This window comes from Amorphoplanes digitatis, assembly GCF_014205335.1.
GTDB lineage: Bacteria > Actinomycetota > Actinomycetes > Mycobacteriales > Micromonosporaceae > Actinoplanes > Actinoplanes digitatus.
The window spans coordinates 4,085,038-4,111,264 of record NZ_JACHNH010000001.1; the positions used below are offsets into that span (position 1 = coordinate 4,085,038).

Annotated in this window: 24 protein-coding genes, 1 pseudogene and 1 riboswitch; of the genes and pseudogenes, 16 read left to right on the forward strand and 9 right to left on the reverse strand. The window is 73.7% G+C overall.

Features of this window, described 5'->3' with window-relative positions:
* The first annotated feature begins 64 nt into the window (after positions 1–64).
* Entirely contained in the window at positions 65–1,657 is a 1,593-nt protein-coding gene (locus BJ971_RS17760) for a threonine/serine exporter family protein (protein ID WP_184994375.1), read from the forward strand.
* A gap of 58 nt (positions 1,658–1,715) precedes the next feature.
* On the opposite strand, the gene BJ971_RS17765 is transcribed toward BJ971_RS17760, so the two are convergent.
* The gene (locus BJ971_RS17765) at positions 1,716–2,744 is read right to left on the reverse strand and encodes a hypothetical protein (RefSeq protein ID WP_184994376.1); all 1,029 of its coding nucleotides are present in this window, start codon (positions 2,742–2,744) and stop codon (positions 1,716–1,718) included.
* Between the two features lie 199 nt (positions 2,745–2,943).
* Here BJ971_RS17765 and BJ971_RS17770 point away from each other — a divergent pair, with 199 nt between their 5' ends.
* Entirely contained in the window at positions 2,944–3,780 is an 837-nt protein-coding gene (locus tag BJ971_RS17770) for a class II glutamine amidotransferase (RefSeq protein WP_184994377.1), read from the forward strand.
* A 59-nt stretch (positions 3,781–3,839) separates the two neighbouring features.
* Positions 3,840–4,967 carry a LacI family DNA-binding transcriptional regulator gene (locus BJ971_RS17775; protein WP_184994378.1) on the forward strand — a complete coding sequence of 376 codons (1,128 nt, stop codon included), beginning with the start codon at positions 3,840–3,842 and terminating at the stop codon, positions 4,965–4,967.
* A 17-nt stretch (positions 4,968–4,984) separates the two neighbouring features.
* Here BJ971_RS17775 and BJ971_RS17780 read toward each other — a convergent pair whose 3' ends face one another.
* Genes BJ971_RS17780 through BJ971_RS17795 form a run of 4 tightly spaced genes read right to left on the reverse strand, consistent with a single transcriptional unit; the run spans position 4,985 to position 9,905 of the window.
* Positions 4,985–6,853, reverse strand: coding sequence for a glycoside hydrolase family 127 protein (locus BJ971_RS17780; protein ID WP_184994379.1), 1,869 nt, complete (start codon positions 6,851–6,853; stop codon positions 4,985–4,987).
* Positions 6,850–7,680 carry a carbohydrate ABC transporter permease gene (locus tag BJ971_RS17785; RefSeq protein ID WP_184994380.1) on the reverse strand — a complete coding sequence of 277 codons (831 nt, stop codon included), beginning with the start codon at positions 7,678–7,680 and terminating at the stop codon, positions 6,850–6,852. The genes BJ971_RS17780 and BJ971_RS17785 overlap by 4 nt, the downstream gene beginning before the upstream one ends.
* Positions 7,677–8,555 (reverse strand): carbohydrate ABC transporter permease, encoded by an 879-nt coding sequence (locus tag BJ971_RS17790; protein ID WP_184994381.1) that lies wholly within the window; start codon positions 8,553–8,555, stop codon positions 7,677–7,679. Before BJ971_RS17790 ends, BJ971_RS17785 begins: the two co-directional genes overlap by 4 nt.
* Before the next feature lie 33 nt (positions 8,556–8,588).
* Positions 8,589–9,905 carry an ABC transporter substrate-binding protein gene (locus tag BJ971_RS17795; RefSeq protein ID WP_184994382.1) on the reverse strand — a complete coding sequence of 439 codons (1,317 nt, stop codon included), beginning with the start codon at positions 9,903–9,905 and terminating at the stop codon, positions 8,589–8,591.
* Positions 9,906–10,054: 149 nt separating this feature from the next.
* On the opposite strand from BJ971_RS17795, the gene BJ971_RS17800 reads away from it, so the two are divergent.
* The 9 genes and pseudogenes from BJ971_RS17800 to BJ971_RS42530 all read left to right on the forward strand — a co-directional run bounded on the left by BJ971_RS17800 (position 10,055) and on the right by BJ971_RS42530 (position 16,662).
* Positions 10,055–10,621, forward strand: coding sequence for a helix-turn-helix domain-containing protein (locus BJ971_RS17800; protein WP_184994383.1), 567 nt, complete (start codon positions 10,055–10,057; stop codon positions 10,619–10,621).
* Positions 10,618–11,133: a GNAT family N-acetyltransferase gene (locus BJ971_RS17805; RefSeq protein ID WP_184994384.1), complete on the forward strand. Its 516-nt coding sequence runs from the start codon at positions 10,618–10,620 to the stop codon at positions 11,131–11,133. Before BJ971_RS17800 ends, BJ971_RS17805 begins: the two co-directional genes overlap by 4 nt.
* Before the next feature lie 93 nt (positions 11,134–11,226).
* On the forward strand, positions 11,227–11,841 hold the full coding sequence (locus tag BJ971_RS17810) for an HAD-IA family hydrolase (RefSeq protein ID WP_184994385.1): 615 nt from the start codon (positions 11,227–11,229) through the stop codon (positions 11,839–11,841).
* Positions 11,842–11,895: 54 nt separating this feature from the next.
* Positions 11,896–12,357 carry a glycosyltransferase gene (locus BJ971_RS17815; protein WP_184994386.1) on the forward strand — a complete coding sequence of 154 codons (462 nt, stop codon included), beginning with the start codon at positions 11,896–11,898 and terminating at the stop codon, positions 12,355–12,357.
* A complete protein-coding gene (locus BJ971_RS17820) occupies positions 12,357–12,854 on the forward strand; it encodes a hypothetical protein (RefSeq protein ID WP_184994387.1) in 498 nt (165 codons plus the stop codon). Before BJ971_RS17815 ends, BJ971_RS17820 begins: the two co-directional genes overlap by 1 nt.
* Before the next feature lie 133 nt (positions 12,855–12,987).
* Positions 12,988–14,124, forward strand: coding sequence for a lipase family protein (locus BJ971_RS17825; RefSeq protein ID WP_184994388.1), 1,137 nt, complete (start codon positions 12,988–12,990; stop codon positions 14,122–14,124).
* 45 nt (positions 14,125–14,169) lie between these two features.
* Positions 14,170–14,676: a hypothetical protein gene (locus BJ971_RS17830; protein ID WP_184994389.1), complete on the forward strand. Its 507-nt coding sequence runs from the start codon at positions 14,170–14,172 to the stop codon at positions 14,674–14,676.
* 115 nt (positions 14,677–14,791) lie between these two features.
* Positions 14,792–15,547 (forward strand): annotated as a pseudogene (locus BJ971_RS42525) (serine/threonine-protein kinase); the annotation flags it as partial.
* Between the two features lie 86 nt (positions 15,548–15,633).
* Positions 15,634–16,662 (forward strand): pentapeptide repeat-containing protein, encoded by a 1,029-nt coding sequence (locus tag BJ971_RS42530; RefSeq protein ID WP_369076806.1) that lies wholly within the window; start codon positions 15,634–15,636, stop codon positions 16,660–16,662.
* Here BJ971_RS42530 and cydC read toward each other — a convergent pair.
* From cydC to BJ971_RS17850, 3 genes are read right to left on the reverse strand one after another with little or no spacing between them, the layout of a single operon-like run.
* A complete protein-coding gene (gene cydC, locus BJ971_RS17840; protein ID WP_184994390.1) occupies positions 16,574–19,816 on the reverse strand; it encodes a thiol reductant ABC exporter subunit CydC in 3,243 nt (1,080 codons plus the stop codon). The genes BJ971_RS42530 and cydC overlap by 89 nt on opposite strands.
* Positions 19,813–20,793, reverse strand: a complete 981-nt coding sequence (cydB, locus tag BJ971_RS17845) for a cytochrome d ubiquinol oxidase subunit II (protein WP_184994391.1) — start codon at positions 20,791–20,793, stop codon at positions 19,813–19,815. Before cydB ends, cydC begins: the two co-directional genes overlap by 4 nt.
* A gap of 14 nt (positions 20,794–20,807) precedes the next feature.
* Positions 20,808–22,202, reverse strand: coding sequence for a cytochrome ubiquinol oxidase subunit I (locus BJ971_RS17850; protein WP_184994392.1), 1,395 nt, complete (start codon positions 22,200–22,202; stop codon positions 20,808–20,810).
* 76 nt (positions 22,203–22,278) lie between these two features.
* Between BJ971_RS17850 and BJ971_RS17855 the strand changes: the two genes are divergently transcribed.
* The 4 genes from BJ971_RS17855 to BJ971_RS17870 all read left to right on the forward strand — a co-directional run bounded on the left by BJ971_RS17855 (position 22,279) and on the right by BJ971_RS17870 (position 25,808).
* The gene (locus BJ971_RS17855) at positions 22,279–22,647 is read left to right on the forward strand and encodes a BlaI/MecI/CopY family transcriptional regulator (RefSeq protein WP_184994393.1); all 369 of its coding nucleotides are present in this window, start codon (positions 22,279–22,281) and stop codon (positions 22,645–22,647) included.
* Positions 22,644–23,561, forward strand: a complete 918-nt coding sequence (locus tag BJ971_RS17860) for a M56 family metallopeptidase (RefSeq protein ID WP_184994394.1) — start codon at positions 22,644–22,646, stop codon at positions 23,559–23,561. Before BJ971_RS17855 ends, BJ971_RS17860 begins: the two co-directional genes overlap by 4 nt.
* Before the next feature lie 136 nt (positions 23,562–23,697).
* Positions 23,698–23,832: riboswitch (cyclic di-AMP (ydaO/yuaA leader) on the forward strand.
* A 101-nt stretch (positions 23,833–23,933) separates the two neighbouring features.
* A complete protein-coding gene (locus tag BJ971_RS17865; RefSeq protein WP_239087592.1) occupies positions 23,934–24,836 on the forward strand; it encodes a C40 family peptidase in 903 nt (300 codons plus the stop codon).
* Positions 24,837–24,905: 69 nt separating this feature from the next.
* The gene (locus tag BJ971_RS17870; protein WP_184994396.1) at positions 24,906–25,808 is read left to right on the forward strand and encodes an aminoglycoside phosphotransferase family protein; all 903 of its coding nucleotides are present in this window, start codon (positions 24,906–24,908) and stop codon (positions 25,806–25,808) included.
* Here the strand turns inward: BJ971_RS17870 and BJ971_RS17875 are convergent.
* Entirely contained in the window at positions 25,783–26,202 is a 420-nt protein-coding gene (locus BJ971_RS17875; RefSeq protein ID WP_184994397.1) for a MarR family winged helix-turn-helix transcriptional regulator, read from the reverse strand. The two genes, BJ971_RS17870 and BJ971_RS17875, sit on opposite strands and share 26 nt — an antisense overlap.
* Between the last annotated feature and the right edge of the window lie 25 nt (positions 26,203–26,227).

Below are 26,227 nucleotides of genomic sequence, written 5' to 3' on the forward strand. Positions count from 1 at the left end.
CCGGTCCCGGGCCGAGGGAGACCGGCCCGGTCGCGGCACGCGTCGAATCGGAGGGAGCAGGGTGGTGCCCGACGCCCGTACCGACACCGTCGAACTGCTGGACGCGCTGACCGACCTGTTGCTGCGGTGGAGCTACGAGGGCACCAGCGGCGCCGAGCTCATCATCAAGCGTGTCGCCCGGCGGTACGGCGTGGACGATGTGGACGTGGTCTTCCTGGCCGACGCCGCGGTCGTCACCGTCGGGGAGCACACCATCGCCCGCTCCGCGGCGCCGGTCGTCCCGCCGCTGCACCAGGTCTCGGAGCTCAAGCGGCTGCTCGCCACGATCGACGAGGGGCGGCTGACCGCGGAACAGGCGACCCGCCGGCTGGCCGATCTGCAACTGCTGCCCACGCGCTTCGGGCGCGGCTGGCGGGTGCTCGGGCTGGCGCTGTTCAGCGTCGGGTTCGGCATCTCCGTACAGGCGACCTGGCAGGAGGTCGTCGCGTCGGCCGTGCTCGGCCTGCTCGTCGGCTGCCTGGTCGTCGCCGTCGACGGCCGGCCGCGCCTCGCGCTCGTCGCGCCGTTCGCCGCGTCCGTCGCGGTGTCCGCGCTCGTGCTCGTGGCGTACCGCGCCGGCTGGATCGACGGCGGGCCCATCCAGCTGATCGTTCCGGCGCTGTTCTACTTCATACCCGGCGACGCGCTCTCCGCCGCGATGCTGGAGCTGGCCGGCGGCCGGGTCACCGCCGGCGCGTCCCGGCTGACCTCCAGCATCGCCTCGCTGCTGATGCTGGGCTTCGGCGCGCTGGTCGCGACCGTGCTGGTCGACGTGCCGCAGGGTGCCCTGTTCGACGTCAGGGTCGCGGGCAACCTCGGGCCCGTGGTGGTGGCGCTCGGCTGGGTGATCTTCGCCCTCGGCGTGCTGCTGACCTTCTCGATGGCGCCCGGCGACTTCGGGTGGGCACTGTCGTTCGTGCTCGGTACCGCCGCCGTCACCGCCCTCGCCGGCGCCGCCGCCGGCGACGAGGTGGGCACGTTCGTCGGCGCGACCGCGATGACCAGCGCCGCGCTGCTGCTCGGGCGCCGACGGCGCTTTCCGCCGCCGTACGTGCTGTACCTGGGCGCGTTCTACGTACTCACCCCGGGCTCGCACGGACTGCGGGGGATCGAGAGCTGGATCGGCGGCCACCCCGTGCGGGGCGTCGCGAGCCTCGCCGACATGCTCGCGCTGCTGGCCGCGATCGGCATCGGGCATGCTGATCGGCGCCGCCGCCGTGCGCCGCCCGCTCGCGGCCGGGACCTGATCATGTACGAGGGGAGTCCGGATCCCGCCGACGGTCAGCAGGCGTTCCTGCTCGAGCTCGGGCGGATGCTGAGCCTCGCGGGCACCGCCGTCACCGAGACACAGGAGCGGCTGGCCGCCCGGCTGCGCACCGGGCCGCCCTCGCAGGTCACCTTCCTGCCCGCGTTCTGGCTGCTGGTTCCGGGCGCGATCGGCCTCATCGGCGTCACCGAGGTCCTCGGCAACCCGGCCGCCGCCGGCGTCGACGCCCTGATCGAGCCGCTCGCCTCGATCGTCGCGATCACGCTCGGCGTCCTCTGTGGCGTGTCCACCTACCGTGGGCTGGCCGCGGCCCTGTCCGGCCGCCGAGCGAGGGCCCGGTTGCTGGAATGAGGCCGGGGCGGGTTCGCCCCGGCCTCACTCACTCACTCACGCACGCGGCGCGACCCGCTCACACCGGGCCCGGACCACCCTGGCCGTCGTCATATCCGTATCCGGGTCCGCTCTGCGGGGGTCCGCCCTGCGGGCCGTATCCGGGTCCGCCTTGCGGGGGTCCGCCTTGCGAGCCGTATCCGGGTCCGCTCTGCGGGCCGTATCCCGGCTGGGGCTGACCGCCGAGCGCCGCGGAGAGCGTCCGCACGATGTCCTCGACGCGGGGCCGCAGCAGCTGCCACTCCCGCCCGGTGGCCAGCGCCTCGTTCTCGGCGTCGACGCCCGAGATCAGGTCCTGGAGGAGCACGCCCACCTGACCGGAGCGCTGCCGCTGCTCCTCGCTGGGAGCGGCCGCGGCGTGCTGCCCCCACCGGGCCGCGAGGTCGGCGAGGTCCGCCCGCACCGGCGGCCAGGCCAGCGCGCGATCGGCCGCCGTCGTCGTGGTCAGGATCGACGGCAGCCGTACGCCGACGACGGCGCGGCTGTCCGCCGCCAGCACCTCGGCGCCGGTCTGCCAGTCCTGCTTGCGCCGCGACCGCCAGACCATCAGGGCGCCGACCACGGCGGCGAGCAGCATGATCATCAGGAACCAGAAGACCGGGCCGAGGCTCGCGGTGGCGGAGGTCGTCGAGGTCACCGGCGCGGCCGAGGCCGGGGTCGGCGCCGGGGCCTCGGTCGTCGGCTCCTTCGTCGGCTCCGTCGTTTCCGGTGCCTTGGTGGTCGTCTGCGTCTTCGTCGGCGTGGCCGGCTCGGTGGTGGCCTCGGCCGTGGTCCGGTCCGGCGTCGCCGTCCTGGTCGGCCGGCTGGTGGGTTCCGGTGTCTCCTGGGCGGTCGCCTCGTCGGTCGGTTCCTCCGGTTCGGGGGTGCGGGTGCGCTCGGTCCGGGTCGGCGTCGGCCGCTCGGTCGGCTCCTGCGCCGAGGGCCGGGCCGACGGCGGGTTCGGCCGGTTCTCCCCGTCGCCGCACGCCACCGGGCCGAACAGCAGGCCGAGCGCGACCGCCACGAGGACCGCCGTGCCGGGCCGCCGGCCGTGGGGTGAGATTCCCATGTGTGTGGTCCCCTCGTCGCAAAACGTCGGACAAACCTCGCATCGACGTTAGGCGCGGCGATCCGGCGCGTGATCCTCCGCAACGGGTGACGTCCGGCCGCCGACCGGGACACGGGCGCCATCCGCATGGGGTGAGGCCTTCCGCGCCGGGTTGGGCGACGATGCGTGGGTTTGGTCCGTCTTCCGAACGGAGAGAGCCATGTGTCGCTGGCTGGCGTACTCGGGATCGCCGATCCTGCTGGAGGAGCTGCTCTACAAGCCGCAGTACTCGCTGATCAACCAGAGCCTGCACTCGCGCCTCGGCGTGGAGCCGACGAACGGCGACGGCTTCGGCGTCGGCTGGTACGGCGTCGACCGCACCCTCGACGCGGCCCTGTTCCGCGGGGTCGGTCCGGCGTGGGGCGACCCGAACCTGCGCGAGCTCGCCGGGCACATCTCCTCGCCGCTGTTCCTGGCGCACATCAGGGCGAGCACCGGCACGCCGGTGCAGCACACCAACTCGCATCCGTTCCGCCACGGGCGGTGGATGTGGGTGCACAACGGCGCGATCCGCGAGTTCCCGAAGGTCAAGCGGGACCTGGTGCTCGCGGTGGACCCGGCGCTGTACACCAGCATCGCCGGCTCCACCGACTCCGAGGTGATGTTCTACCTCGCGCTGACCTTCGGCCTGCGGGAGAACCCGGTCGAGGCCGTGCAGCGGATGGTGGGATTCGTGGAGGCGACCGGCCGGCGGTACGGCGTGGAGTATCCGATCCAGATGAGCGTCGGCACCACCGACGGCGAGAAGTTCTGGGCCTTCCGCTACTCCAGCGAGGGCGAGAGCCGGTCGCTGTTCTTCAGCACCGACATGACCGCGCTGCGGCAGCTGCATCCGGAGGTCGAGGCGCTGCGGCACATCTCGGCGGAGACCCGCATCGTCGTCTCGGAGCCGCTGGGTGAGCTCGTCGGCGCCTGGCAGCCCGTGCCGGAGGCGACCTACGGCGTCGTCCAGAAGGGTGCGGACCTGATGGCGCCGTTCCAGCCCATCGCGCCATGACCGCATCGCGGCCTTGCATGCATACGTATGACCGCAACCGTCGTAGTAGTGTTCAGGGCATGTCGCAGTCCCGGCGGCGCCGGCCGAAGCCCGAGACACCGGCCGTCCCGGCCGCCGACGGCCCGCCCGAGGACGCCGCCCCGGCGAAACCCGGCCGCAAGGCGGCGACCATGCGGGACATCGCCGCCGCGGCCGAGGTGTCGCAGAGCACGGTCTCGCGCGTGCTCAGCGGCGTCGAGACGCGGGTGCCGATCGCGCCGGAGACCCGGGAGCGGGTCATCGAGGCGTCGCGCCGGCTCGCCTACCGCCCCAACCCGCTCGCCCGCGGTCTGCGGGGCGCGTCGACGAACCTGATCGGCGCGGTGGTGCGCGACTTCAGCGACCCGTTCTTCGCCGAGGCGATCGAGGCCCTGGTCACCGAGTCGATGGCGCACGGCTACAACGTCGTCCTCGGCCACGTGCATCCCCGGCTCGACGAGGCGATCCCGCTGACGTCGGTCCTCGAGACGCGCCACACCGACGCCATCGTGCTGCTCGGTGACGTGCGGATCCATCCGCAGCTGCTGGACGACCTGCGCATCTCGCGGGTGCCGGTGGTGGCGCTCTGGCAGGGCACCAGCCCGCTCGAGTTCCCGACCGCGGACACCGACGACCGCGCCGGCATCCGGGCCGGCCTCGACCACCTCGCGTCGCTGGGCCACCGCCGCATCGCGTTCGTCGACGCGGAGCTGCCCGGCGGCTTCCGGGTGCGCGAGACCGCGTACGCGGAGTTCATGCGCGAGCGGTTCGGTGGCGTGCCGGACGGATACCTGGAGCGCTGCCCCAACACCCTCGCCGGCGGCGACGCGGCCGTGCGCCGGCTGCTGGCCCTGCCCGACCCACCGACCGCGGTGGCGACCTCGACGGACCTGATCGCCGTCGGGGTGCTGCACGCGGCGCACAGCCTCGGCGCCACGGTCCCGGAATGGCTGTCGGTCGTCGGCTTCGACGACATCCAGCTCTCCGGGCACACCGTGCCCGCGCTGACGACGTCGCGGATGCCGACCGCCAGGATCGTCTCCTACGCGATCAACCTGGCGGTCCGGCTGGCCCGCGACCCCGAGGCCGTGCCCGAGCCGGGCATCGAGATCTTCGCGCCCGAGCTCGTCGTCCGGGACTCGACCGCGCCGCCCGCCCGGCGGCGCTGAGCCCGGGCCGCGGGACCTCAGCGCGGCACCCAGACCCGCATGCCGCCGGGGCCGCGGTTGGCCCAGGCGTGGTAGGGGACCGCGGGCACCGTGCCGCCGCCGGCGACCGGCACCTCCACCCCGATCACGCCGTCGCCGAGGTCGGAGCGGGGCGAGGTGAGCGGCTCGCGGGCGGGGTCGCAGCGCAGGTCCTCCAGGACGGCGCCGTCCGGCAGGTCGGCCGACTCGACGCAGTACACCAGCGGGCCGCGTTCGAAGGCGACGCATCCGCGTACGGCGTCGACGCGCGGGTCCGGCTCGGTCCGGCGTACGGGTGTGTCCAGGACCAGGACCACCTCGTCGCCGGGCCGCCAGGCGCGCGTGCGCTCGGCGACGCCGGCCGGCACCGGTGCCGGCGCGTCGCCGGCGACCGAGAGGGTCGCCGCGCCGGACCAGTGCGGTACCCGCAACGACAGCGTCCACGGGTGCCCGGGCGTGCGCGCGACGCGGACCTCGACGCGGCCGTCCCAGGGGTACCCGGTGCGGACCTCGAGCTCCGCCTCGCCGCCGCCGACGGGCGTGCGGATGACCGCCGGCGCGTACTGGTGCAGCTGGACGCCGGTGTCGTCGGCGGTGGCCAGGTACTGCGGCCACGAGCTGAGCAGCCGCATCAGGTTGGGCGGGCAGCAGGCGCAGGACTGCCACGGCATGCGCCGGCCGTGCCCGTCGGACTCGAAGGTGCGGTGCGTGCGCCGCTGCAACGGGTTGACGTAGAAGAACTCGGTGCCCGAGCGGGACAGCCCGGACAGCACGCCGTTGTAGACGGCCCGCTCGATGGCGTCGGCGTAGCGGGGCTCGCCGGTCGCCAGCAGCAGGCGCCAGGACAGCATGACGCTCGCGATGGCCGCGCAGGTCTCCGTGTACGCGCGGTCGGGCGGCAGCTCGTACGGGTCGCCGAACGCCTCGTCGCGGTGCCGGCTGCCCAGGCCGCCGGTGAGGTAGCGGCGCGTGCGCACCATGTCCTGCCAGCGGCGCCGCACCGCGGAGAGCAGCTCCTCGTCGCCGAGCTCGACCGCGACGTCGACGGCGCCGCAGTCGAGGTAGAGCTGGCGCACGCTGTGCCCGGCGACCTCCGCGGCGTACCGGACCGGCTCGTGGTCCTGCCAGTAGGCCGGGCCGAACCGTCCGTCGCCGAGTGAGCCGTGTCCGCGCAGGTCGAGCATCCGGGCGGCCAGCGCGAGGTAGCGCCCCTCGCCGGTGGTCCGGGCGAGCTCTGCGAGGGCCATCTCGACGCAGGGGTGCCCGTCGATCCCGTCGCGGCCGCCGGCGCCGAACTCGCGGTCGATGTGGTCGACCACACCGACCGCGATCCTCAGGAGACGGTCGTCGCCGAGCGCCCGGTGCCACGCCACGGCGGCCTGCGCGAGGTGCCCGGCGCAGTAGAACTCGTGCCCCCACGGCAGGTCGGTGTAGGGCTCGCCGCCCCGGGTGGCCGCGACGAAGCTGTTGAGGTAGCCGTCCGGGCGCTGTGCCCGGGCCAGGACCCCGATCGCCTCGTCCGCCGATGCCCGCAGGCCGGGGTCGTCGCCGCGGCCCAGCTCCCAGCCGACCGCCTCGAGCCACTTGTAGACGTCCGAGTCGAGGAACGGCAGCAGGGCGCCGCCGGAGTCGGCGTCGGCCCGGTACGTGCCCGCGGCGCCGGCGGCGAGCCGCAGGTTGTCCAGGGTCCCGGCCCGGCCGAGCTGGGCGAAGCCGTGCGGGATGGTGCGCTCGCGGTTGGCCCGCAGCCGCTCGCCCCAGAATCCGCCGAGGACGTCCACCCGCGTCGCCGAGATCGGCCGCAGCGCGGACTTCGCCGCCGCCGACGGCTGCACACAGCGGGCGCCGGTGACCTCTTCCAGGCTCATTTCACTGCTCCGCTCATCAGGCCCGAGACGTAGTAACGCTGTAGGAGGAGGTAGACGGCCACGCACGGAACGATCGAGATCGTGATGCCGGCCTGCAACATGCCCCAGTCGGTGCCGCCGAGGCTGGTCTCGGTGCGGGCGGCCGCGAGGACGAGCGGAAGGGTGAACTTCGAGCCCTTGCTCATCATCACCAGGGCGCCGAGGAACTCGTTCCACGACATGATGAAGGCGAACAACGCGACCGTCACGACGGCCGGGAACGCGGCGGGCAGGAAGACCCTGCGCAGCGCCTGGTGCGAGTTGGCGCCGTCCATGACGGCCGCCTCCTCGAGCTCGCGCGGCACCGCGGCGAAGCTGTTGCGCAGCACGTAGACGCTGAACGGCAGCTGGATGGCGGTGTGCACGATGGCCAGGCCCACGAGCGAGTTGGTGAGGCCCACCTTGGCGAACGTCAGGAACATCGGGGTCAGCAGGGCCTGGTAGGGCACGATCAGGGCGAGCAGCAGGACGACGAAGACGAGTTCCTTGGCCGGCACCCGGAACCGGGCCAGCGCGTACGCGGCCGGCACGGTCAGCGCCAGGGTGAAGACGATCGTCAGCACCGCCGTGCCGAAGCTGTTGAACAGGTACGTCGGCAGCCCCTGCTGGTAGTTCCACAGCCGTTCGTAGCTGTCCAGGCTCAGCGCGTGCGGCAGGTAGGTCGGCGGCGTCGCGGCGGCCTCCTCGGTCGGCTTCACCGAGGCGAGCACGGAGGCGAGCAGCGGCATGAGCATGACCGTGCACAGCGCGACACACACCGCACCGACCAGATAGCCCCGCCGTCTCATGAGTGGCTCCGGCGGGCGAGCAGGAGTTGCAGCACGGTGAAGGCCAGGATCGTCAGCGCCAGCACCATCGACAACGCCGCGCCGTAGCCGAGCTTGAGGTACGGGAACGAGTTCAGGTACACGAAGAACACCGAGGTCGACGTCTGGTTCTGCGGCTGGCCCGCGGTCATGATGTAGAACTGGTCGAACGCGAGCAGCGAGCCGACCACGCTGAGCAGCGTCACCAGCAGCACGGTGCGCAGCGTCAGCGGCAGGATGATGCGGGTCACCCGTTGCCGGAACCCGGCGCCGTCGACGACGCTCGCCTCGGTGATCTCGGTCGGTATCGCCTGGATGGCGCCGATGAACAGCACCATGCCGAAGCCGATGACCTTCCAGACCACCGACGCGGTGATCGCGATCAGCGAGCGGTCGGCGTCGACGCCGAGCCAGACGACCGGCTCGCCGATGACGCCGGCGTCCCGCAGAAGCGCGTTGATCGGCCCGAAGTCGGTGCTGAACAGCCAGTACCAGAGCAGGCTCGACACGCCGAGCCCGATGACGACCGGGGTGAACAGCACCGTCCGGGTGAAGCGGCGCATCATGGTGTCGCCGGAGGTGAGCAGCGCGAGCAGGTAGCCGCCGATGATGAGGATCGGCGTGATGAGCAGCGTGTATTCGAGGGTGAACCGGAACGAGACCCAGAACTGCCGGTCGTGGAACGCTCGGGTGTAGTTGTCCAGGCCGACCCAGGTCGGCGGGCTGATCAGTGACCAGTTGTGCAGCGACATCCAGCCCATCTGCGCCAGCGGCAGCACCGTGAAGGCGAGCACGAACAGCAGCGCCGGGCTCAGGTACAGCAGGCCGAGCCACCTGCGTCTCCAGCCGCGGTACACGCCGAACCTCCTCCCGTGGACCGGCGATGGGTCCTAGCCCTGACTCGCGATGTCCTTCATCGACTTCTTGGCGTCGGCGATGACGGTGTCGAGGTTGTCGTCGGTGTAGTACGCCCGTTGCAGCATCTGCAGCCAGGGCCCCTGCGGAGAGTTGATCTGCTCGAAGAACGTCGTCGTGTACGGCGTGCGCCCGACGGTGAGTGCCTGTGCCACGTCCTGCACGAGCGGTTCCGCCTCGAAGTACTTGTTCTTCACCATGTCCTCGCGGGTGGTGAGGTTGAGCGCCTTGGCGTAGACCTCGACCTGCACCTCGTCGGAGAGCAGGAACTTCATGAAGTTCACCGCGTCGGCGACCCGCTTGCTGCCCTTGGGCACCACGACGAGGTCCCCGCCGATGAACGAGGCGGACGAGTTCGGCGCCGCACCCGGCAGCAGGGCGATCCCGAACTTCATCTTGGGGTTCTGCTGGCGTGCCAGGGTGATGTTGAAGTTGCCGGTGCCCATCATGCCGACCTTGCCGGAGCCGAACTGGAGGTGGAACGTCTCGCCGTTCTCGGCCCGGTCGCCCTCGTGCACGTTGCCGGCCTTCACCATGTCCCTGGTGAACTGGAGGACCTGCTTGACGCCGTCGCCGGTGAGCGGCTCGTCGCCCGGGCCGGTGGCCTCGATCTTCGCCCCGGAGGCCCACATCAGCGGCCCGACGGTGAAGATGTTGCAGCCGGCGCAGTTGCCGGGCAGGTAGTAGCCCTTGACGTCGCCGCCGAGCGCGGTGATCTTGTCGGCGTACGCCCGCATCTCGGCGAGGCTGACCGGCGGCTTGGCCGGGTCGAGCCCGGCACGCTTGAAGAGGTCCTGGTTGTAGAACAGGGCCGAGACGTCGGCGTAGAGCGGCACGCCGTAGAGTCGGTCCTCCCAGGTCGCCACGGTCATGTGGCCCTTGCTCGCGGTCTTGAGCTCCGGCCAGTCGCGGGTCCGGTCCGTGAGGTCGACGAGCTGCTGCGCCTTCTCGAACTGCGGCGCGTAGATGAGGTCCATGCCCATCAGGTCGGGCACCTCGCCGGACGCGATGCCCTGGGCGATCTTTCCGACCATCTCGGTGTGCGGGATGTAGGTGAGGTTGATCTTGCAGGTGGGGTTCTTCGTGTTCCACGCCTCGACCAGCAGGTCCACCATCTGCTTGTTGCCGCCCGAGCGCTCCCACATGGTGAGGTCGCCGGTGCCGGCGCAGGACGTCGTGGCGGGAACCACGGGTTCCTCGGCCGCCTCGTCATCGCCGGAGCTGCACGCCCCGGCGAACAGCAGCAAGGTCGCGGTGGCTATGGCGGCGGCCCGCCGGGAACGGGTACTCATCGCATGCCTCCTCTTACCTGAGGGGAACCCGGACGGTCCTCGGACCTCCGGGTAAACAGGCACGCTACTCGGGTGTGAATACGATTGCACTCATTCGATTTCATACTCTGCGACGACCGTTCGGCCAAATATGGGATATCGTCTCGTTTATGAGAGACACCCTGGACTCGCGGCTGGCCGCCCGGGTCGCCGAGCTGCGGGTTGCCCGCGGCTGGTCCCTGGACGACCTGGCCGGGCGCACCGGCGTGAGCCGCTCGACGCTGTCGCGCCTCGAACGCGCCGAGATCAGCCCGACGGCGTCCCTGCTCGGACGGCTCTGCGCCGCGTACGGGTGGACGATGTCGCGCCTGCTGGCCGAGGTGGAGGCCGGCGCCGAGCCACCGGCCCTCGTCCGCGCCGCCGACCAGCGGGTCTGGCGCGACGAGGCGTCCGGGTTCACCCGCCGCTCGGTCTCCCCGCCGCACGCCGGCCTGCGCGGCGAGCTGATCGAGGGCGTGCTGGAGCCGGGCGCCGACATCGCCTACGACGCGCCGCCGGTGGCCGGCATGGAGCAGCACGTCTGGGTCCTCGACGGCCGCCTGGAGTTCACCGACGACGGCACCCCGCACACCCTGGACGCGGGCGACTGCCTGCGACTGCGCCTGCTGGGCTCCACCCGCCTGCGCAACCCCGGCACCGGCCCGGTCCGCTACGCGATCTTCGTGGCGCTGCCGTGACCATCACCCGGCTCACCGCTGAGGCCTTCGAGGCCGCCGTGCCCGAGCTCGCCGACCTGCTGGTCGACTCGGTGGCCGGCGGCGCCTCGGTCGGCTTCCTCGCCGGCTTCGACCACGCGGCCGCCGTCGCCTGGTGGCGGTCCCGGGCCGCGGCCGTCGCCGACGGCACCCTGCTCGTCTGGCTCGCCGCCGGCCCGGCGGGCCCCTGCGGCACGATCAGCCTCGCGTACGCGGAAAAGCCCAACGCCCGGCACCGCGCCGAGGTCCTGAAACTCGCGGTCCATCGCGGCGCGCGCGGCCGCGGCCTGGGCCGGCGGCTGCTGGCGGCCGCGGAGCGGGCGGCCGCCGAGTCGGGCGCCACCCTGCTGCTGCTCGACACGGAGACCGCCAGCGCCGCGGAGCGCCTCTACGAGAGCGCGGGCTGGGTGCGCTACGGCATCGTCCCGGACTACGCGGCGGGCCCGGAGGGCGCGCTCAAGGACTGCAGCTTCTTCTACAAGAAGCTCGGCTGACTTCTCACGGGGGACAGGGTGCGTTCCGATCGTGGTCGGGGTAAGCGTTGATGTCACAATGCGTTATCGCTCGACCATGAGGAGTAATCGTCCATGGGGTTTCCCCGTGTCGGCGGGACGCACCTGCTTATCGACTTCGGTGAGGTCGTCAGCCTCGCTCAGCCCGCCGGCGAGGTCGCCGCCCTCGCCGCCCTGGCCGGGCTGCCGGTGGGCGAGTTCTCCCGGCGTTACTGGGCGCACCGGCCGGCGTACGACGCCGGCGGCACCGCACTCGCGTACTGGACCGCGGTCATCGGTGCGGCGCCCGGCGGCGAGCGGCTGCGCCGGCTCGTCGAGTTGGACGTGGCGAGCTGGCTGCACCTCGACCCGGGGATGCTGCGCCTGCTCGACGCCGTGCACGAGGCGGGCACGCCGGTGTCGCTGTTGTCCAACGCGCCCCGGGAACTGGCCCGCGCGCTCGGCCGGCACGCCGACCTCAAGCCGTTCGCGCACCTGCTGTTCAGCGCGGACCTCGCCCTGGTCAAGCCGGACCCGGCCATCTTCGCGGCGGCGCTGGAGGCCCTCGGCGCCGCGCCCGGCGACGTCGTCTTCGTCGACGACCGCCCGGCCAACGTCGACGCCGCGGCGGCGCTGGGCATCCGGGGGATCGTCTTCACGGGCACGGCGGCCTGCCTGGCCGGGGTGGCCCGGGCGGCGTTTGTCGGATAACAGGCTCTCCACAATGGATGGCGTCGCACCTGCGGTGCGCTAGCGTGACGCGTTATGAGCAGGCGCTATCGAGTGCTCATGGTCTCCAGCAGCGGGGGCGTGCTGTTGGATCTGCTCGCCCTGCGCCCCTGGTGGTCGGGCCATGACGTGGTGTGGGTGGCGGTCCGCGCACCGGACACCGAGATCGCCCTCGCGGGCCGGCGCGTGCACTGGCGCCCCGAGGTGTTCGCCTCCACCCGGCTGCGGCTGGTCCCGGCGACCTGGCGTGCGCTGCGCCTGCTGCGCGCCGAGCGGCCGGACGTCATTGTCTCCGCCGGCACGGGTGTCGCGGTCGGGTTCTTCCTCGCCGCCCGGCTGCTGCGCGTGCCCAGCCTGTGGCTGGAGACCCTGAACATGACCGGCCGGGCCGGCGTCGCCGCGCGGATCTGCACCCGGCTCGCGGCCGCCGTGCTGGTGCAGCGGCCGGCGCTGCTCAAGACGCGGCCGCGCGCGGTGTTGATCGGCGAGCTCTACTGATGGCCCGGATCCTGGTCACCGTCGGGATGGGGCGGTGGCCCTTCGACCGGCTCATCGGTGCCCTCGCGCCGCTCTGCGCGGTGCACGAGGTGTTCGCGCAGACCGGCGCCTCGACGGTGCGGCCGCCGTGCCCGCACGCGCCGTACCTGGCCCTTGACGAGTTGCAGGAGCGGCTCGCCGCCGCCGACGTCGTCATCACCCACGCCGGCAGCACCGTCCGGCTCGTGCAGCGGCTCGGCGCGGTGCCGATCGTGGTCGCCCGCGAGCGCGCCCGCGGCGAGATGGTCAACGACCACCAGGTCGACTACCTGCGCTCCGAGGAGCGGGCGGGGCGGGTGGTCGCGCTCTGGGACGTGCGAGGGCTGGCGGCCGCCGTGGCGGGGCACGCGGCGGCGACGGCCCGGCTGCTCGCGGAACGGCCGCTGCCGCCGCCGGTCTCCGACGACCGGCTGGTCGCGGTGCTCGACGACCTCTGCGGACGCCTGGTGCGCAAGTAATTCGAACGGGCGATTGTCGGTTCCTTCGCACAGCATGTGCGTATTCCACCTGGGTTAGCGGGTTGCCTGTAGGACGCAATCCGGGATCGACTCACGCGAGGTTTTTCGCGCCGCATCAGAAGGAGTGGAATACATGAGTGCGATTCCGCAGAAAACGATCGTTAGGCAGTATGTCCACCGATCATCGGCAGTATTCCTGGCCGTTCTGCTGAGTATATTCGGCGTCCTCGTCGGCGCCCGTCCGGCCGCGGCCGCGCCCGTGCCCGGCACCGTGCTCTCGTCCACAGTGGCCACCCTGCCGCCCGAGCTCGCGCCGCACGGCACCGCCAGGCGCATCGAGTACGTCTCCACCGACCTCACCGGCGCGGCCGTCACGGTCACCGGCCTGGTGATCACGCCGAGACGTAAGGCGCTGCGGACGGTGGCGTGGGGGCACGGCACCACGGGGCTCGCGGACCAGTGCGCGCCCTCGGACCACCAGGACGTGTTCTGGCCCGAGGCCCGCGCGGCCGTCGCTGAGCTGCTCAAACGCGGCTGGACGGTCGCGGCCGCGGACTACCCCGGCCTCGGCACGCCCGCGGCGCACCCGTACCTGATCGGCGGCACCACCGCCCGCGCGATGATCGACAGCGTGAAGGCGGCCCGCAATCTCGACAGCACGCTGACCACCCAGTACGCCGTCGACGGCCACTCGCAGGGCGGACAGGGTGCGCTGTTCGCCGGCCAGCTCGCGCCCGCCTACGACGGAGTGCTCGAGCTGCGCGGGGTGGCCGCCATCGCGCCCGTGTCCAACGTGGACCTGCTCGCCCCGGTTATTCCCGGAACGCCCGGACAGGGTTATCTGGTGATGGCCCTTTATGGCCTGAACGCGGTGGAACCCGGCTTCAATCCATCCACCGTCCTGGCCCAGCCGGCCCAGCAAAGGGTCCCGGTACTGCGGACCGGTTGCCTCAACGAAATCCTCGCCGCCTACGCGCCGTTGACGGCCCGGCAACTGCTGAACGGCGGCGCGCTGCCCCCGCCCGTTGTCAGGAAACTCGCGCAATATGACAACCCGGCGCAATCGGCCCCGAGCGCTCCCATTCTCATCGTCCAGGGGACCGCGGACGCGGCCGTGCCGTACGAGATCACCGCCGGCCCGTTGCTCGACCAGCTCCGCGCCTACAGCCAGCCCGTCAGGTTCGTACCCCTGGAGGGCGAGACCCACGACGGCGCGGTCTTCGCGTCGACCACCCTGGTCGCCGACTGGATCGCGACCAGATTCGCCTGACGCGCGGATCTGTCGGGTGTGGAGCTGCGGTCCTAAGCTGCCGGAATGCCGTACGCCGCCGGCTGGGCCGTCCTCGGGCTGCTCGCCTGCCTGCCCTTCGTATTCGACTCCTCGGTGCCCGAGGGGCCCCGGGCGCCGTTCGGCCTGCTGCTCCTGGTCCTGCTCGCCGCGCTGCCGGCACTCGTCGGCGGAGGCTTCGCCGTCTTCGAGGGTAAGCGGCCCGATCAGCCGGACTACCTGCGGCTGCTCGGCCTGGTAAGGCGGCTGTCACGCCCGATCCGGGTCGGAGCGGCCGCCGTGGCACTCGCCGGGGCCGGGCTGTTTCTGGCCGGCATGGTGAGCATGCCGTCCGGCACGCCGGCGAGGACCGGCACCGGCTATGCGGTCAGGCTCAAGAACGGCGAGGTCGTCCCGGTCTCCGAGCAGCGGTATCTGACGGACCGGCGCGCCGAGCGGCGGGTCTTCCTCGGGATGGCGGTCCTCGCCAACGCCGGGGGCGGCGCGCTCTGCTGGGCGGCGAAGTTGCGCGACGACGAGGAAGATCCGTTTTAGCGGCCGCGGCCGCACCGCGGGAGGCGCGGCGGCGCCCGGACGGCCGGGGTCGCGCGCGTGACATGATGCCCGACGGTCGGCCGCGTGGGGCGGTCCGGGCACGGACGGTGAGGCAGTGCTGCACTCGGGGCTGAAGCTCGGCGGTCGATACCGCCTCGACGCCCGGATCGGCGCCGGGGGCATGGGCGAGGTGTGGCGGGCCTTCGACGAGGTGCTCGGCCGGGTGGTCGCCGTCAAGGCCATGCTGCCCGAGGTCGCCGACCAGCCCGACTTCGCCCGGCGGTTCCTGGTCGAGGCGAAGTCGATGGCGAGCGTGAACCACGCCGCGGTCGCCTCCATCCACGACTTCGGGCGCAGCGACGGCATCACGTTCCTGGTGATGGAGTTCATCGACGGCGAGTCGCTGTCGCAGGCGCTCGGCCGCGCCGGCCGGCTCGGTGCCGCGGACACCATGCGGCTCGTCGCGCAGGCCGCCGACGGGCTACAGGCGGTGCACGACCGGGGGATCGTGCACCGCGACATCAAGCCGGCCAACCTGCTGGTGCGGCGGGACGGCTCGCTGCTGATCACGGACTTCGGGATCTCGCGGACCCAGGACGGCACGCATCTCACCGTCTCCGGCGCGATTCTCGGCACGCCGACCTACCTGTCGCCGGAGCAGGTGCTCGGGCGGCCGGCGACGGGGCTCAGCGACGTGTACTCACTCGGGCTCGCCGCGTACGAGTGCCTCGCCGGGCAGCGGCCGTTCAGCGGGGAGAACCCGTACGCGGTGGCGTTGCAGCGGTTGCAGGCCGGGCCGCCGCCGCTGGGCGGGGACGTGCCGCGGCCGGTGGCGCAGGTGATCGAGCGGGCGCTGGCGATCGAGCCGGCCGATCGCTGGGGTTCCGCGGCGGAGTTCGCGGCCGCGGCGCGCGCCGCGCTGCACGGACCCGCCGGTCAACCCTCCCCGCCGGCCGGATGGTCACCGCCACCGCAACCGCAGTCGTGGAGCCGAACCCCGCCACCGGCCCACCAGCCCTGGCCACCCGCCGCCGCAGCGCCCGGCTCCGTGGCACCTGGCTACGCGACGCCCAGCTCCGGGGCGCCCGGCTCCGGGGCGCGCGGCTACGCGACGCCTGGTTCCGGAGCGGCCGGATATGCGACGCCCGGTTCTGGGGCGCCTGGCTACGCGACGCCTGGTTCTGGGGCGCCTGGCTATGCGACGCCTGGTTCCGGAGCGGCCGGATATGCGACGCCAGGTTCCGGGGCGGGCGGGTTCGGGGCGTCCGCGTCCGGTTCCGCGGTGGTTGCGCCGGCGGTGGACCGCCCGGCGGTGGGCCAACCTGCGGTGGACCGCCCGGCGGCGGCCCCGGGCCGGCGGCCGGCCCGTCGCCTGGTGGTTGTCGCCCTCCTGCTGGTGACCGTCGTGGTCGGCGGCGTCACCGTCTGGCAGATCTTCGGCAAGGCCGCGCCGAACCCCGGCCCGGCCGACGCCTCCGGCCCGCGTGCCAGCACCGCGGCCGAGACGCCGGGCTTCGCACCGTGCGGCCCCGTGCTCTGCCCCGTCGAGCCGCTCTGCTGGGGCGGCCTCACCGCGAGCAGCGGCAAGGCGGCACCGCCCTGGCCCACGGACTGCGCGCAGACCCACGTCTGGGAGACCTTCGCGGCGATCCCGCTGCCCGCGTCCGCGGCCCGCACCCGCGAGGACGAGCTGATCCAGAACAGCGCCGTCGCCGCCGCCTGCTTGCCCGCGCTCATGACGTCGCGCAGCCGGGACCGGTCCGCCACCGCCGAGTGGGTGTCCGAGGCCTGGCCGATCCAGGTCGGTGGCGCCGGCCCGCGCCTGATCCACTGCCTGGCCCAGCCGCAGGGCGAGAACCGCGAGCGCAAGGGCGCCGCGTTCCGGAGCTGAGGGCGATCACCGGGCGGCGACGGCCTCGGCGAGCCGGCCGTCGCGCAGCTCGAAGCTCGCGTCGACCCGGTCAAGGCCCTCGGTGCGGTGGGTGAGCAGCAGCACCGTGTGCCCGGCCGACGCCGCGAGCAGGTCGTCCATCAGCGCCGCGGCGCCGGCCTCGTCGATGCCCTCGGTCGGCTCGTCGAGGATCAGCAGGTCGGGCCGGGCGAGCAGGGCCCGGGCGGTGGCGAGCCGGCGCCGCTGACCGCCGGAGATCGTGCCGCCGCCGGTGCCGAGCCAGGTGCCGAGCCCGTCCGGCTGCCGCGCCAGCCAGTCGTCGAGCCGGACCCGGGCCAGGGCAGCGCGCAGCTCATCGTCGGTGGCGCCGGGCCGGGCCAGCCGCAGGTTCTCCCGCACGGTCGAGGCGAAGACGTGGTCGGTCCCGTCGCCGACGAGCACGGCCCGGCCGACGCCGGTGACCGTCCCGGCCCACGGGTCGAGCAGCCCGGCGAGCACCGCCGCCAGGGTCGACTTCCCGCCGCCGGAGGGCCCGAGGACGGCGATCCGCGATCCGGCGGGCAGGTCGAGGTCGACGTCGCGCAGCGCCGGTTCCCGGTCCGGGTCCCAGCCCGCGACCAGCCCCCGGAGCGTCACGTCGCCGCCAGGCCCGGCGGCCCGTGGTGCCGCGGCCGGCCGCCGGGCGGCGATCTCGGCCAGCCGGGTCCGGGCGCCGGCCGCCCGCCGCCGCGCCACGGCCGCGCCGGGCAGCGCCGCGACGGGTTCGCCGAGCGCGACGACGGCGAGCAGCAGGACGGTCGCCCACTCGTGCGACAGGCCGCCGCGGGCGGCCACGACGGCGGTCCCGGCGACCGCGAGGCCCCAGCCGAGGTGGCTCAGGGCCGCGGCGGCGCCGGCCGAGCGGGCCGCGCGCGCCTCGAGGCGGGCGAGGCGCCGGCTCCGGCGGTCCGGCACGGCCAGGGCGTCGCCGCGGTCGCGGCCGGCCAGCTCCTCGATGCCGTCGACGGTCTCGACGACGGCGTCGCGCAGCTCGGCCCGGGCCCGCCCGGTGGCCGCCTCGATCCGGGTGGCGTGCCGGGCGGCGAGGGCCGGGGCGAGCACGGCGCTGACCAGAAGCCCGGCGGCGAGCGGCGCCGCGGCGGCGGGCAGCATCAGCGCGGCCGTCGCCGCGCCGACGGCCAGGGTCGCCGCGGCTGCCAGGGCCGGCAGAATCCCGCGCAGCAGGCCGTCGACGCGGGCGTCGACGTCGTCGGCGACCCGGGTGAGCAGGTCGCCGCGGCGGTGGAGCCGCGGTCCGGGCGTCCGGGGCACGAGGTTGGCGAAGACCCGGGCGCGCCACTCGCCGAGCCGCGCGAAGGCCACGTCGTGGGAGACCAGCCGCTCCAGGTAGCGCAGCAGCGGCCGGGCGACGGCGCTGCCCCGCACCAGCACGACGGCGGCCGAGAGGGTCAGCACCGGCGGCAGGCCGGCGGCGCGCACCAGCAGCCAGGCGGCGGCGCCGGTCAGGACCGTGCCGGCGAGCCAGGACGCGGCGCCGAGCCCGACGGCGGTACCGGGCCGCGAGACCCGTCGGGCGAACCACGGTGGCAGGAAGCCGTCCGCCGGTGCCCGCGGTGACGGCCCGGCGGTGGGCGCCGGCGGAGGGTGCGGTGGATCCGCCGGCACCGGCGCGGGCGGCGGGACGTCGATGACGCGGTCGGCGGCGGCCAGCAGCGCCGGCCGGTGCGCGACGACCAGGACCGCGCACCCGGCGGCCGCGGCCGCCCGCAGCCGGGCGATGACGAGGTCCTCGGCGGCCGCGTCCAGGTGCGCGGTCGGCTCGTCCAGCAGCAGCACGGCCGGTCGGCGGCGGGCCGCGCGCAGCACCGCGGCCAGGGCGATTCGCTGGCGCTGCCCGGCCGACACCCCGCCGCCGTGCTCGCCGAGGACCGTGCCGGGCGGGATCTCCAGCCCGACGCCGCGCAGCTCCGCCCGGATCTCCTCCTCGCCGGCGCCGGGGAACACGTCGGCGACCGCGCGGGCGTGCGGCAGTGCGGGTCGCTGCGGCAGGTACAGCAGGCCGGGACCGGAGAGCTCGATCCGGCCGCCGAGAGCGGGCTGGAGGCCGGCCAGCACCCGCAGCGCGGTCGTCTTGCCCGCGCCGGAGGCGCCGCGGAGCGCGACCAGCTCGCCCTCGCGCACGGCGAGGGAGTCCAGGGCGAGCGCGTCGGCGGTGGCGCCGGGGTAGCGCACCCGCAGCCGGGACGCGAGGACCGCGGGCCGCGGGCCGCCGGACCCGAACCGGCCGTCGGCGATGACCGCGTCCGCGGGCACGAAGCCGGCCTCGTCGGCCAGGATCTCGTCCACGTCGGAGATCACCGCCGAGGCGTCGGCGCTGGCGTGGTAGCGCGCCGCCATCTCGCGCAGCGGCCGGTAGACCTCCGGCGCCAGCAGGATCACCAGCAGCGCCGGGCCGAGCGGCATCGACCCCGCGGCCACCCGCAGGCCGGCCTCGACCGCTATCAGGCCGACCGACAGCGTCGCCACCAGGTCCAGCGCGGTCGAGGACAGGAACGCCACCCGCAGGACCCGTACCGTCGCGCGGCGGTGCCGGCCGGTCATCTCGCGGACCACCGCGGTCTGGCGCTCGGCGCGCCCGAAGACCCGCAGGGTCGGCAGCCCGTGTACGACGTCGAGGAAGTGCCCTGCCAGCCGGGCGTCGGACTCCCAGGCCGCCTGCGCCTTGCGCTGGGTGGCCCAGCCGATCAGCGCGCCCAGCACCGGGATCAGCGGGAGCGTCACCAGCGCGACCAGCGCCGACGCCGGGTCCGCGACGGCCATCGCCACGATGACCAGCGGCGGCAGCGCCACGCCCAGCACGAGCGCCGGCAGGTAGCCGGAGAACCACGGCCGCAGCGAGTCCAGGCCGCCGGAGAGCACCGCGGAGAGCCGTCCGGCGCCGTAGCCGGCCACCCAGGCGGGGCCCCGGCGCAGGGCGGCGGCGAGGGCCGAGCGCCGCAGCTCGTCGGTCACCGCGGCGGCGGTGCGCCGCGCGACGACCTGCTCGGCCCAGGTCAGCGCCGCCCGCAGCGCGAACGCACCGGCGAGCAGCGCGAGCGCGTCGCGGCCGGTGACGATGCGGGCCAGGGCGACGGCGACGGCGAGCGTCGCCGCCGCCTGCCCGGCGCCGAGCAGGGCCAGGACCCCGATTCCGGTACGGCCGGAGCGCGCGTGCCGCAGCAGCCGCGGGTCGATCGGCCCCCGGCTCAAGACGGCACCCGCTCGCTGGCGACCCGGCGCCGGAACACCCAGTACGAGTACGCCTGGTAGACCAGCACGCCCGGTAGCACGATCACGCCGGCGACGCTGAGCAGCCGCAGGGCCGAGTCGGTCGCCGCGGCGCCGGTCATGGTCAGCGACCACGCCGGATCGAGCGTGCTGCGCAGCACCACGTCGCCGTGCGCGGTGAACACGGCGACCACCGCGCCCGCGATGCCCAGGGCGGCGCCGCCGAAGGCCGGGACCTCCGCGCCGCTGCGGGCGAGCATCGCGAGGCCCGCGCAGAGCACCGCCGCCGCGAGGGCCGGCCGCGACCCGGTGCCGAGGCCGGCCGCGCCGAGGGCCAGCGCCCCGCCGGTGGACAGGGCGACGCTCAGGCGCCGCGCGCGCTCGCGTACCGGGCCGGTGGTGCGCAGGGCGAGGAACATCGCGCCGATCAGCAGCGTCGCGAACAGGGCCGCAGCGGCACCGGCGAGCGCGGGAACGCTGAGCAGCGGCGCGGTGCTGCGGTGCAGGCCGGCGCCGGTGACCTGGCCGTCGGCGCCGAGCGCGAGTCCGTGGGTGAGTACGCCGAGCACCGCGCCCCAGAGCAGCACGATCCCGGCCGAGCTGGCGGCGAGGGCCGCGTCGCAGCGCCGCCGCCAGCGTTCGCCGTCGCCCTTGCCGCGGAACTCCAGCGCGACGCCGCGGACCGCGAGCAGCAGCAGCAGCGCGACCATCGGCAGGTACAGGCCGGAGAGCAGGGCCGCGTACCAGTCGGGGAAGGCCGCGAACGTCACGCCGATCGCGGCGACCAGCCAGACCTCGTTGCCGTCCCAGAACGGGCCGACGGTGCGGACGATCGCGCCGCGCTCGTGGTCGTCGCGGCCGGCGACCGGGCCGAGCATGCCGACGCCGAAGTCGAAGCCCTCGAGGACGAAGAACAGCACCCAGCAGAGGACCACCAGGCCGAACCAGACAGTCACCATCGTTTCGTCGCTCCTCAGTAGACCGGTGCTTCGGCGAGCGCGGCGCCGGCCGGTGCCGGGTCCGGTGCCGGGGTGAGTGGCCGCCGGGTGAGCTGCCGGACCAGGCGCAGCCAGACGACGGCGAGCGCGCCGTACACGGCGGTGAATCCGATCAGGGAGGCCAGGACCTCGGCGGCGGTCAGGCCGGGGGAGATGCCGTCGGCGACCCGGGAGATCCCGAACGCGAGCCACGGCTGGCGGGCGGTCTCGGTGAAGAGCCAGCCGAAGGTGTTGGCGGCGGTCGGCAGCAGCGGGATCAGCGGCAGGAGGCGCAGGAGCAGCCGGCCCGCCCGGCCGCGGCCGGGGGTGCGGCCGCCGCGGGTCGACCACAGGTAGAGCGCGGCGGCCGCCATGGCCAGCATGCCGACGCCGATCATGAGCCGGAAGGTCCAGAACGCGACGGGGATCATCGGCACGTAGCTGCCCGGCCCGAACTGGGCGGCGTACTGGGCCTGCAGGTCGTCGATGCCCTGTACCTCGGCGCCGGGGCCGCCCTTGGCCAGGATCGAGAGCAGCCAGGGCACCTCGATGCTGAAGAACGGCTTGCCGCCGCTGATGTCGCCGACCGCGAAGATCGAGAACGGCGCGCCGGTCGTGGTCTCGTACAGCGACTCGGCGGCGGCCATCTTCATCGGCTGCACCTCGGTGATCACCTTGCCGAGGTGGTCGCCGGTCAGGGCGGTCAGCGCGCCGCCCGCGACGGTCATCCAGGCGCCGAGGCGGGCGAGGGGGTGGAACCCGGCGTCGGACGCCGTGCGCCGCACGGCGACGGCCAGCAGCAGCGACCCGCCCACCATGATCGCCCCGGCGAGGGTGTGCGGGAACGCGGCCAGGTTGACCTTGTTGAGCAGCAGGGCGCCGAAGTCGTCGAGGCGGGCCCGCCCGGTGACCGGGTCCAGCGAGTAGGCGACCGGGTTCTGCATGAACGAGTTCGCGGCCAGGATGATGAACGCGGACAGCACCGTGCCGACGGCGACGACCACGATCGTCGCGGCGTGCAGCCGCCGCGGCAGCCGGTCCCAGCCGAAGTACCACAGGGCCAGGAACGTGGCCTCGAGGAAGAACGCGAGCATGCCCTCGACGGCGAGCGTCGGGCCGAACACGTCGCCGTAGAAGCGGGCGAAGTTGCTCCACGCCATGCCGAACTGGAACTCCTGCACGAGCCCGGTGACGACGCCGACGGCGAACGTGACGATGAGCAGCCCGCCGACGAACTTGGTGAGCCGCAGGTAGTTCTCCCGGCCGGTGCGCAGCCAGGCGATCTCCAGGCCGGCGGCGGCGCAGGCGAGGCTGATCGACAGCGGCACGAAGAAGTAGTGGTAGATCGTCACCACCGCGAACTGGAGCCGGGTCAGGTCGAGCACATCCATGGGTGATCCCCCTCTACGACGATGCGTAGTAGATACTACGGGTCGTAGTACGACGCTGTGCAGTAGAGTGGGCCGCATGGCACTGGGGGACCTGGAGCGCGAGGTCATGGCGCAGTTGTGGGACGCGTGCGCGCCGCTGACCGTGCGACAGGTGCACGACGGGCTGAGCCGCGACCGCGACCTGGCGTACACGACGGTGATGACCGTGCTGGACCGGCTCGCCAAGAAGGGCGTCGTGCTCCAGCAGCGCGCCGACCGCGCCTACCGCTACGCGCCCGCGCAGAGCCGCGAGGAGATGACGGCCGCCCTGATGCTCGACGCGCTCAGCGCCGCGCCCGACGGCGTCCGCGACGCGGCGCTCGCGCACTTCGTCGGCCGGATCGACCCGTCCGCGCTCACCGCCGCGATCGAGGCGGCGCGGAGGGACCCGGGCGCCGCCCGGTGACCGCGCTGCTGCTCGGCGCGCTCGGGCTGACCCTGTCCCTCGCCGTTCCGGGGATCCTCGCGACGGCACGCTGGCCCGACCGGGCGCCGGCCGCCGCGGTGCTGCTCTGGCAGAGCGTCACCCTCGCCGGGGTGCTCTGCGCGCTCGGCGTGGTGCTGGCCGGCCCGCAGGAGCTGGTCAGCGAGCTGGGCTCGGGGCGGATGGTGGGCGCGGCCGCGCTGATCGGCGCCCTCGCCGTCGCCGCGCTGATCATCCTGCGGCTGCTGGTCTCGCTGTTCCGGGTCGCCACCCGGGCGCGGGCCCGCCGGGCCCGGCACCGGATGCTCGTCGACCTGCTCGACACCGCCGAGCGGCACGGCGAGCTGCCGGCCGAGGTGCCCGACGGGCTGCGGGTGCTGCACGGGCCCTTGCCGGTCGCGTACTGCCTGCCGGGGCGCTCGTCGCGGGTGGTGCTCAGCAGTGGCGCGCTGCGGGTCCTGGACGCCGCGCAGGTGGGCGTCGTCATCGCGCACGAGCAGGCACACCTGCGGCACCGCCACGACGTGGTGATGGAGTCGTTCACCGCGTTCTACCGGGCAGTGCCGCGCCCGCTGCGCAGCCGCGCGCCGCTCGAGGCCGTACACCTGCTGTTGGAGATGGTCGCGGACGACGCGGCCCGGCGGCGCGGCGGCGCGGCCGCGCTGCGCACGGCCCTCGCGCTGCTCGGCGACGCGGTCAGCCCGGACGCGCCGGCCGGGGCCGGCGGGGCCGAGGCGGAGCGCCGGCGCCGGATGGACCGGCTGGCCGGCGCCGACCCGCGGTCGGCCGGCCTGACCGTCGCGGCGGCCGGCGCGGCGGCCGGGTTGCTGGTGTTACCGACAGTGATCGTGGTGCTGCCCTGGCTGGACCGGGCCTTCTCCGCGTGGCCCCTTTAAGTCTCCATTAATTACTGAGGGTCACTGGGTGTTATGCGGTGTGTGCCCTGGTAATGCCGGGTTCTCTTACCCATTGATCGGGAGTACGGTGGTGCCGGCTCGGCAGTCCCCCCTCGTCCGAACCCCCGGGCGAACTGACGGGCCACCGCCTAATCGTGTTTCACGAGCCGGGGACCCAGGAAACCGGGGTCAAGCCACAGCTCCATCGTGGCCGGGCGTGCTTCCCGCCCGAACCCGTCAGCTAACCCGGTCGGCGGATGAGGGAAGAAAGGACACTGCACCTACGTGAAACGGATTGAGGCGCGCCACGCCGCAATTCTGCGCAGCGTCGCGTGCGCCGTCGCCGCGGTCGGGATTCTTCTCGCGCCCGGGGTGGCACACGCGGTGCCGTCACCGTCGAGCATCGAAAAGCAGATCGACGAGCAGTGGAACAAGCTGGAACCGGTCATCGAGCAGTACAACAACGTGCACAATCAGCTGCTCAAGAACCGGGCACAGCTCAAGAAGATCGACAAGCGGCTCGCTCCGCTGGAGCTGCAAGTCAATCTCGCCATGTCGCAGGTGGGCGCCATGGCGGGGCAGGCCTACATGCAGGGTTCGCCCAACGCATTGAAGGCCATGATCGTCAGTGGCTCGCCGACCGGCCTGACCGAGAAGCTCACGTTCCTCGACCAGCTCGGCCGGCACCAGCGCGAGTCGGTCGCGGACGTGTCGAAGCTGCGTGACAAGCTCTCGGCCGACAGGCGTGATCTGGACACCCTGACCAATGCTGTCGCGGCGCGCGACAAGCTGCTGGGACAGCAGAAGAAGGAAATCCAGAAGAAGGTCGACGAGCTGCAGAAGCTGCGGATCAAGGCCTACGGCGCGAACGGCGGCGACGACGGTCAGTTCAAGACGGGACCCTGTCCGGTCGACTACGCCAACGACAAGGGCGGCCGGGCGGCGCAGAGGGCGTGCGACCTCATCGGCAAGCCTTACGTCTTCGGCGCCGAGGGCCCGAGCGGTTACGACTGCTCCGGCCTGACCAAGGTGGCGTGGGCGGCCGTCGGGGTGCACCTGGAGCACTACACAGGTGACCAGATCAGGGAGGGCAGATCGGTCAGCCGCAGTGATCTGCAGCCGGGCGACCTGGTCTTCTACGGCAGTCCCGTGCACCACGTGGGCATCTATGTTGGCGGCAACACCATGGTTCACGCGCCACACACCGGTGACCACGTACGCATGGCCTCGATCGACCGCGGCGGTGCCATCACCGGCATCCGACGGCCGGCCTGACCTGGGCAGCGCAGCACACGGAGAAAGCCGCCACACCCGTGGCGGCTTTTTCTGTACCACAATGATCCGATGTTTCCGGAGGGCTTCACCCGCAACGTCGCCACGGCCTGGGGCGACGCCGGCCGCGACTGGCTGGCCGGCCTGCCGGCGCTCATCGACGCCGTGGCCCGGGACTGGCGGCTGACCGTCGGCGCGCCGTACCCGCTGAGCTTCAACTGGGTGGCGCCCGTGCGCACCGCCGACGGCTCGCCGGCGGTGCTCAAGCTCGGCGTGCCGACGGCGCCCGACCTGGCGTCGGAGGCCGGTGCGCTGTCGTTCTTCGCCGGCGCGGGCGCGGCCGCGCTGCTGAACCACGACCGGGACCGCGGCGCGCTGCTGCTGGAGCGGGTGGAGCCCGGGCGCACGCTGCGCACCCTGGTCCGCGAACACGACGAGCAGGCCACGGCCGTGCTCGTCGCCATGATGCGGCGCCTGCACCGGCCCGCGCCGCCCGGGCTGCCGTGCCGGGAACTCGCCACCTACGGGGACGAGTTCGCCGCGTACCTGCGGCGTTTCCCGGGCGACGGCCCCATTCCGCGTCGCCTCGTCGAGCGGGCCGCCGGGCTCTTCGGCGAGCTGTGCGCCTCCGCGCCGCGCCGCGTCGTCCTGCACGGCGACCTGCACCACGAGAACGTGCTGGCCGGGACCCGGGAGCCGTGGCTGGCCATCGACCCGCACGGCGTGCTCGGCGATCCCGGCTACGAGATCGGCGCGGTGCTCTACAACCCGTTCGACGGCGACGAGCCCGTGCTCGACCTGCTCCCGGCGCGCGTCGAGCAGTTCGCGGACGGCCTCGCCATGCCGGTCGAGCGGGTGGTCGCCTGGGGTTTCGTGCAGGCCGTGCTCTCGGAGGTCTGGTCCGCCGGTGACGCGGCCGCGTCGCCCGGCCAGGCACGCGACGTGGCGCTCAGCCTTCAGCCGCGGCTGAGCTGACCAGGCGCAGCAGCCGCACGAACTCCCCGCGCTCGGCGGCCGACAGCGGCGCGAGCAGCTCGTCCTGGATCTCCGCGGCCCGCCGCGCCAGGGCCGCCGCGCGCCGGCGTCCCGCCGCGGTCACCGTGACGGTGTTGCGGCGCCGGTCGGCCGGGTCCGGCCGGCGCTCGACATAGCCGCCGTCGGACAGCTCGTTGAGCGCCGCGACCATGTCGCTGAAGTGGATGTCCGTGCGCCGTCCCAGGTCCGCCTGGCTGGCCGGCCCGTCGTCGATGAGCGTCGTGAGCAGCCGGTAGTGGTAGCCGCGCGCGCCGATCTCGGCGAAACGCTCGGTGACGAGGCGGTGTGCCAGCGCCGCGGTCCGGGTCAGCAGCCGGCTCGGGAGGTCGTCCATGTGTGCAGGCTAACATTTGCCATCC

Excerpts from the sequence above, each read along its gene's own strand:
- BJ971_RS17765 (WP_184994376.1), bottom strand. The coding sequence starts at position 2,744 with ATGGGAATCTCACCCCACGGCCGGCGGCCCGGCACGGCGGTCCTCGTG.
- BJ971_RS17770 (WP_184994377.1), top strand. The coding sequence starts at position 2,944 with ATGTGTCGCTGGCTGGCGTACTCGGGATCGCCGATCCTGCTGGAGGAG.
- BJ971_RS17775 (WP_184994378.1), top strand. The coding sequence starts at position 3,840 with ATGTCGCAGTCCCGGCGGCGCCGGCCGAAGCCCGAGACACCGGCCGTC.
- BJ971_RS17780 (WP_184994379.1), bottom strand. The coding sequence starts at position 6,853 with ATGAGCCTGGAAGAGGTCACCGGCGCCCGCTGTGTGCAGCCGTCGGCG.
- BJ971_RS17785 (WP_184994380.1), bottom strand. The coding sequence starts at position 7,680 with ATGAGACGGCGGGGCTATCTGGTCGGTGCGGTGTGTGTCGCGCTGTGC.
- BJ971_RS17795 (WP_184994382.1), bottom strand. The coding sequence starts at position 9,905 with ATGAGTACCCGTTCCCGGCGGGCCGCCGCCATAGCCACCGCGACCTTG.
- BJ971_RS17800 (WP_184994383.1), top strand. The coding sequence starts at position 10,055 with ATGAGAGACACCCTGGACTCGCGGCTGGCCGCCCGGGTCGCCGAGCTG.
- BJ971_RS17810 (WP_184994385.1), top strand. The coding sequence starts at position 11,227 with ATGGGGTTTCCCCGTGTCGGCGGGACGCACCTGCTTATCGACTTCGGT.
- BJ971_RS17815 (WP_184994386.1), top strand. The coding sequence starts at position 11,896 with ATGAGCAGGCGCTATCGAGTGCTCATGGTCTCCAGCAGCGGGGGCGTG.
- BJ971_RS17820 (WP_184994387.1), top strand. The coding sequence starts at position 12,357 with ATGGCCCGGATCCTGGTCACCGTCGGGATGGGGCGGTGGCCCTTCGAC.
- BJ971_RS17825 (WP_184994388.1), top strand. The coding sequence starts at position 12,988 with ATGAGTGCGATTCCGCAGAAAACGATCGTTAGGCAGTATGTCCACCGA.
- BJ971_RS17830 (WP_184994389.1), top strand. The coding sequence starts at position 14,170 with ATGCCGTACGCCGCCGGCTGGGCCGTCCTCGGGCTGCTCGCCTGCCTG.
- BJ971_RS42530 (WP_369076806.1), top strand. The coding sequence starts at position 15,634 with ATGGTCACCGCCACCGCAACCGCAGTCGTGGAGCCGAACCCCGCCACC.
- cydB (WP_184994391.1), bottom strand. The coding sequence starts at position 20,793 with ATGGTGACTGTCTGGTTCGGCCTGGTGGTCCTCTGCTGGGTGCTGTTC.
- BJ971_RS17850 (WP_184994392.1), bottom strand. The coding sequence starts at position 22,202 with ATGGATGTGCTCGACCTGACCCGGCTCCAGTTCGCGGTGGTGACGATC.
- BJ971_RS17855 (WP_184994393.1), top strand. The coding sequence starts at position 22,279 with ATGGCACTGGGGGACCTGGAGCGCGAGGTCATGGCGCAGTTGTGGGAC.
- BJ971_RS17870 (WP_184994396.1), top strand. The coding sequence starts at position 24,906 with ATGTTTCCGGAGGGCTTCACCCGCAACGTCGCCACGGCCTGGGGCGAC.
- BJ971_RS17875 (WP_184994397.1), bottom strand. The coding sequence starts at position 26,202 with ATGGACGACCTCCCGAGCCGGCTGCTGACCCGGACCGCGGCGCTGGCA.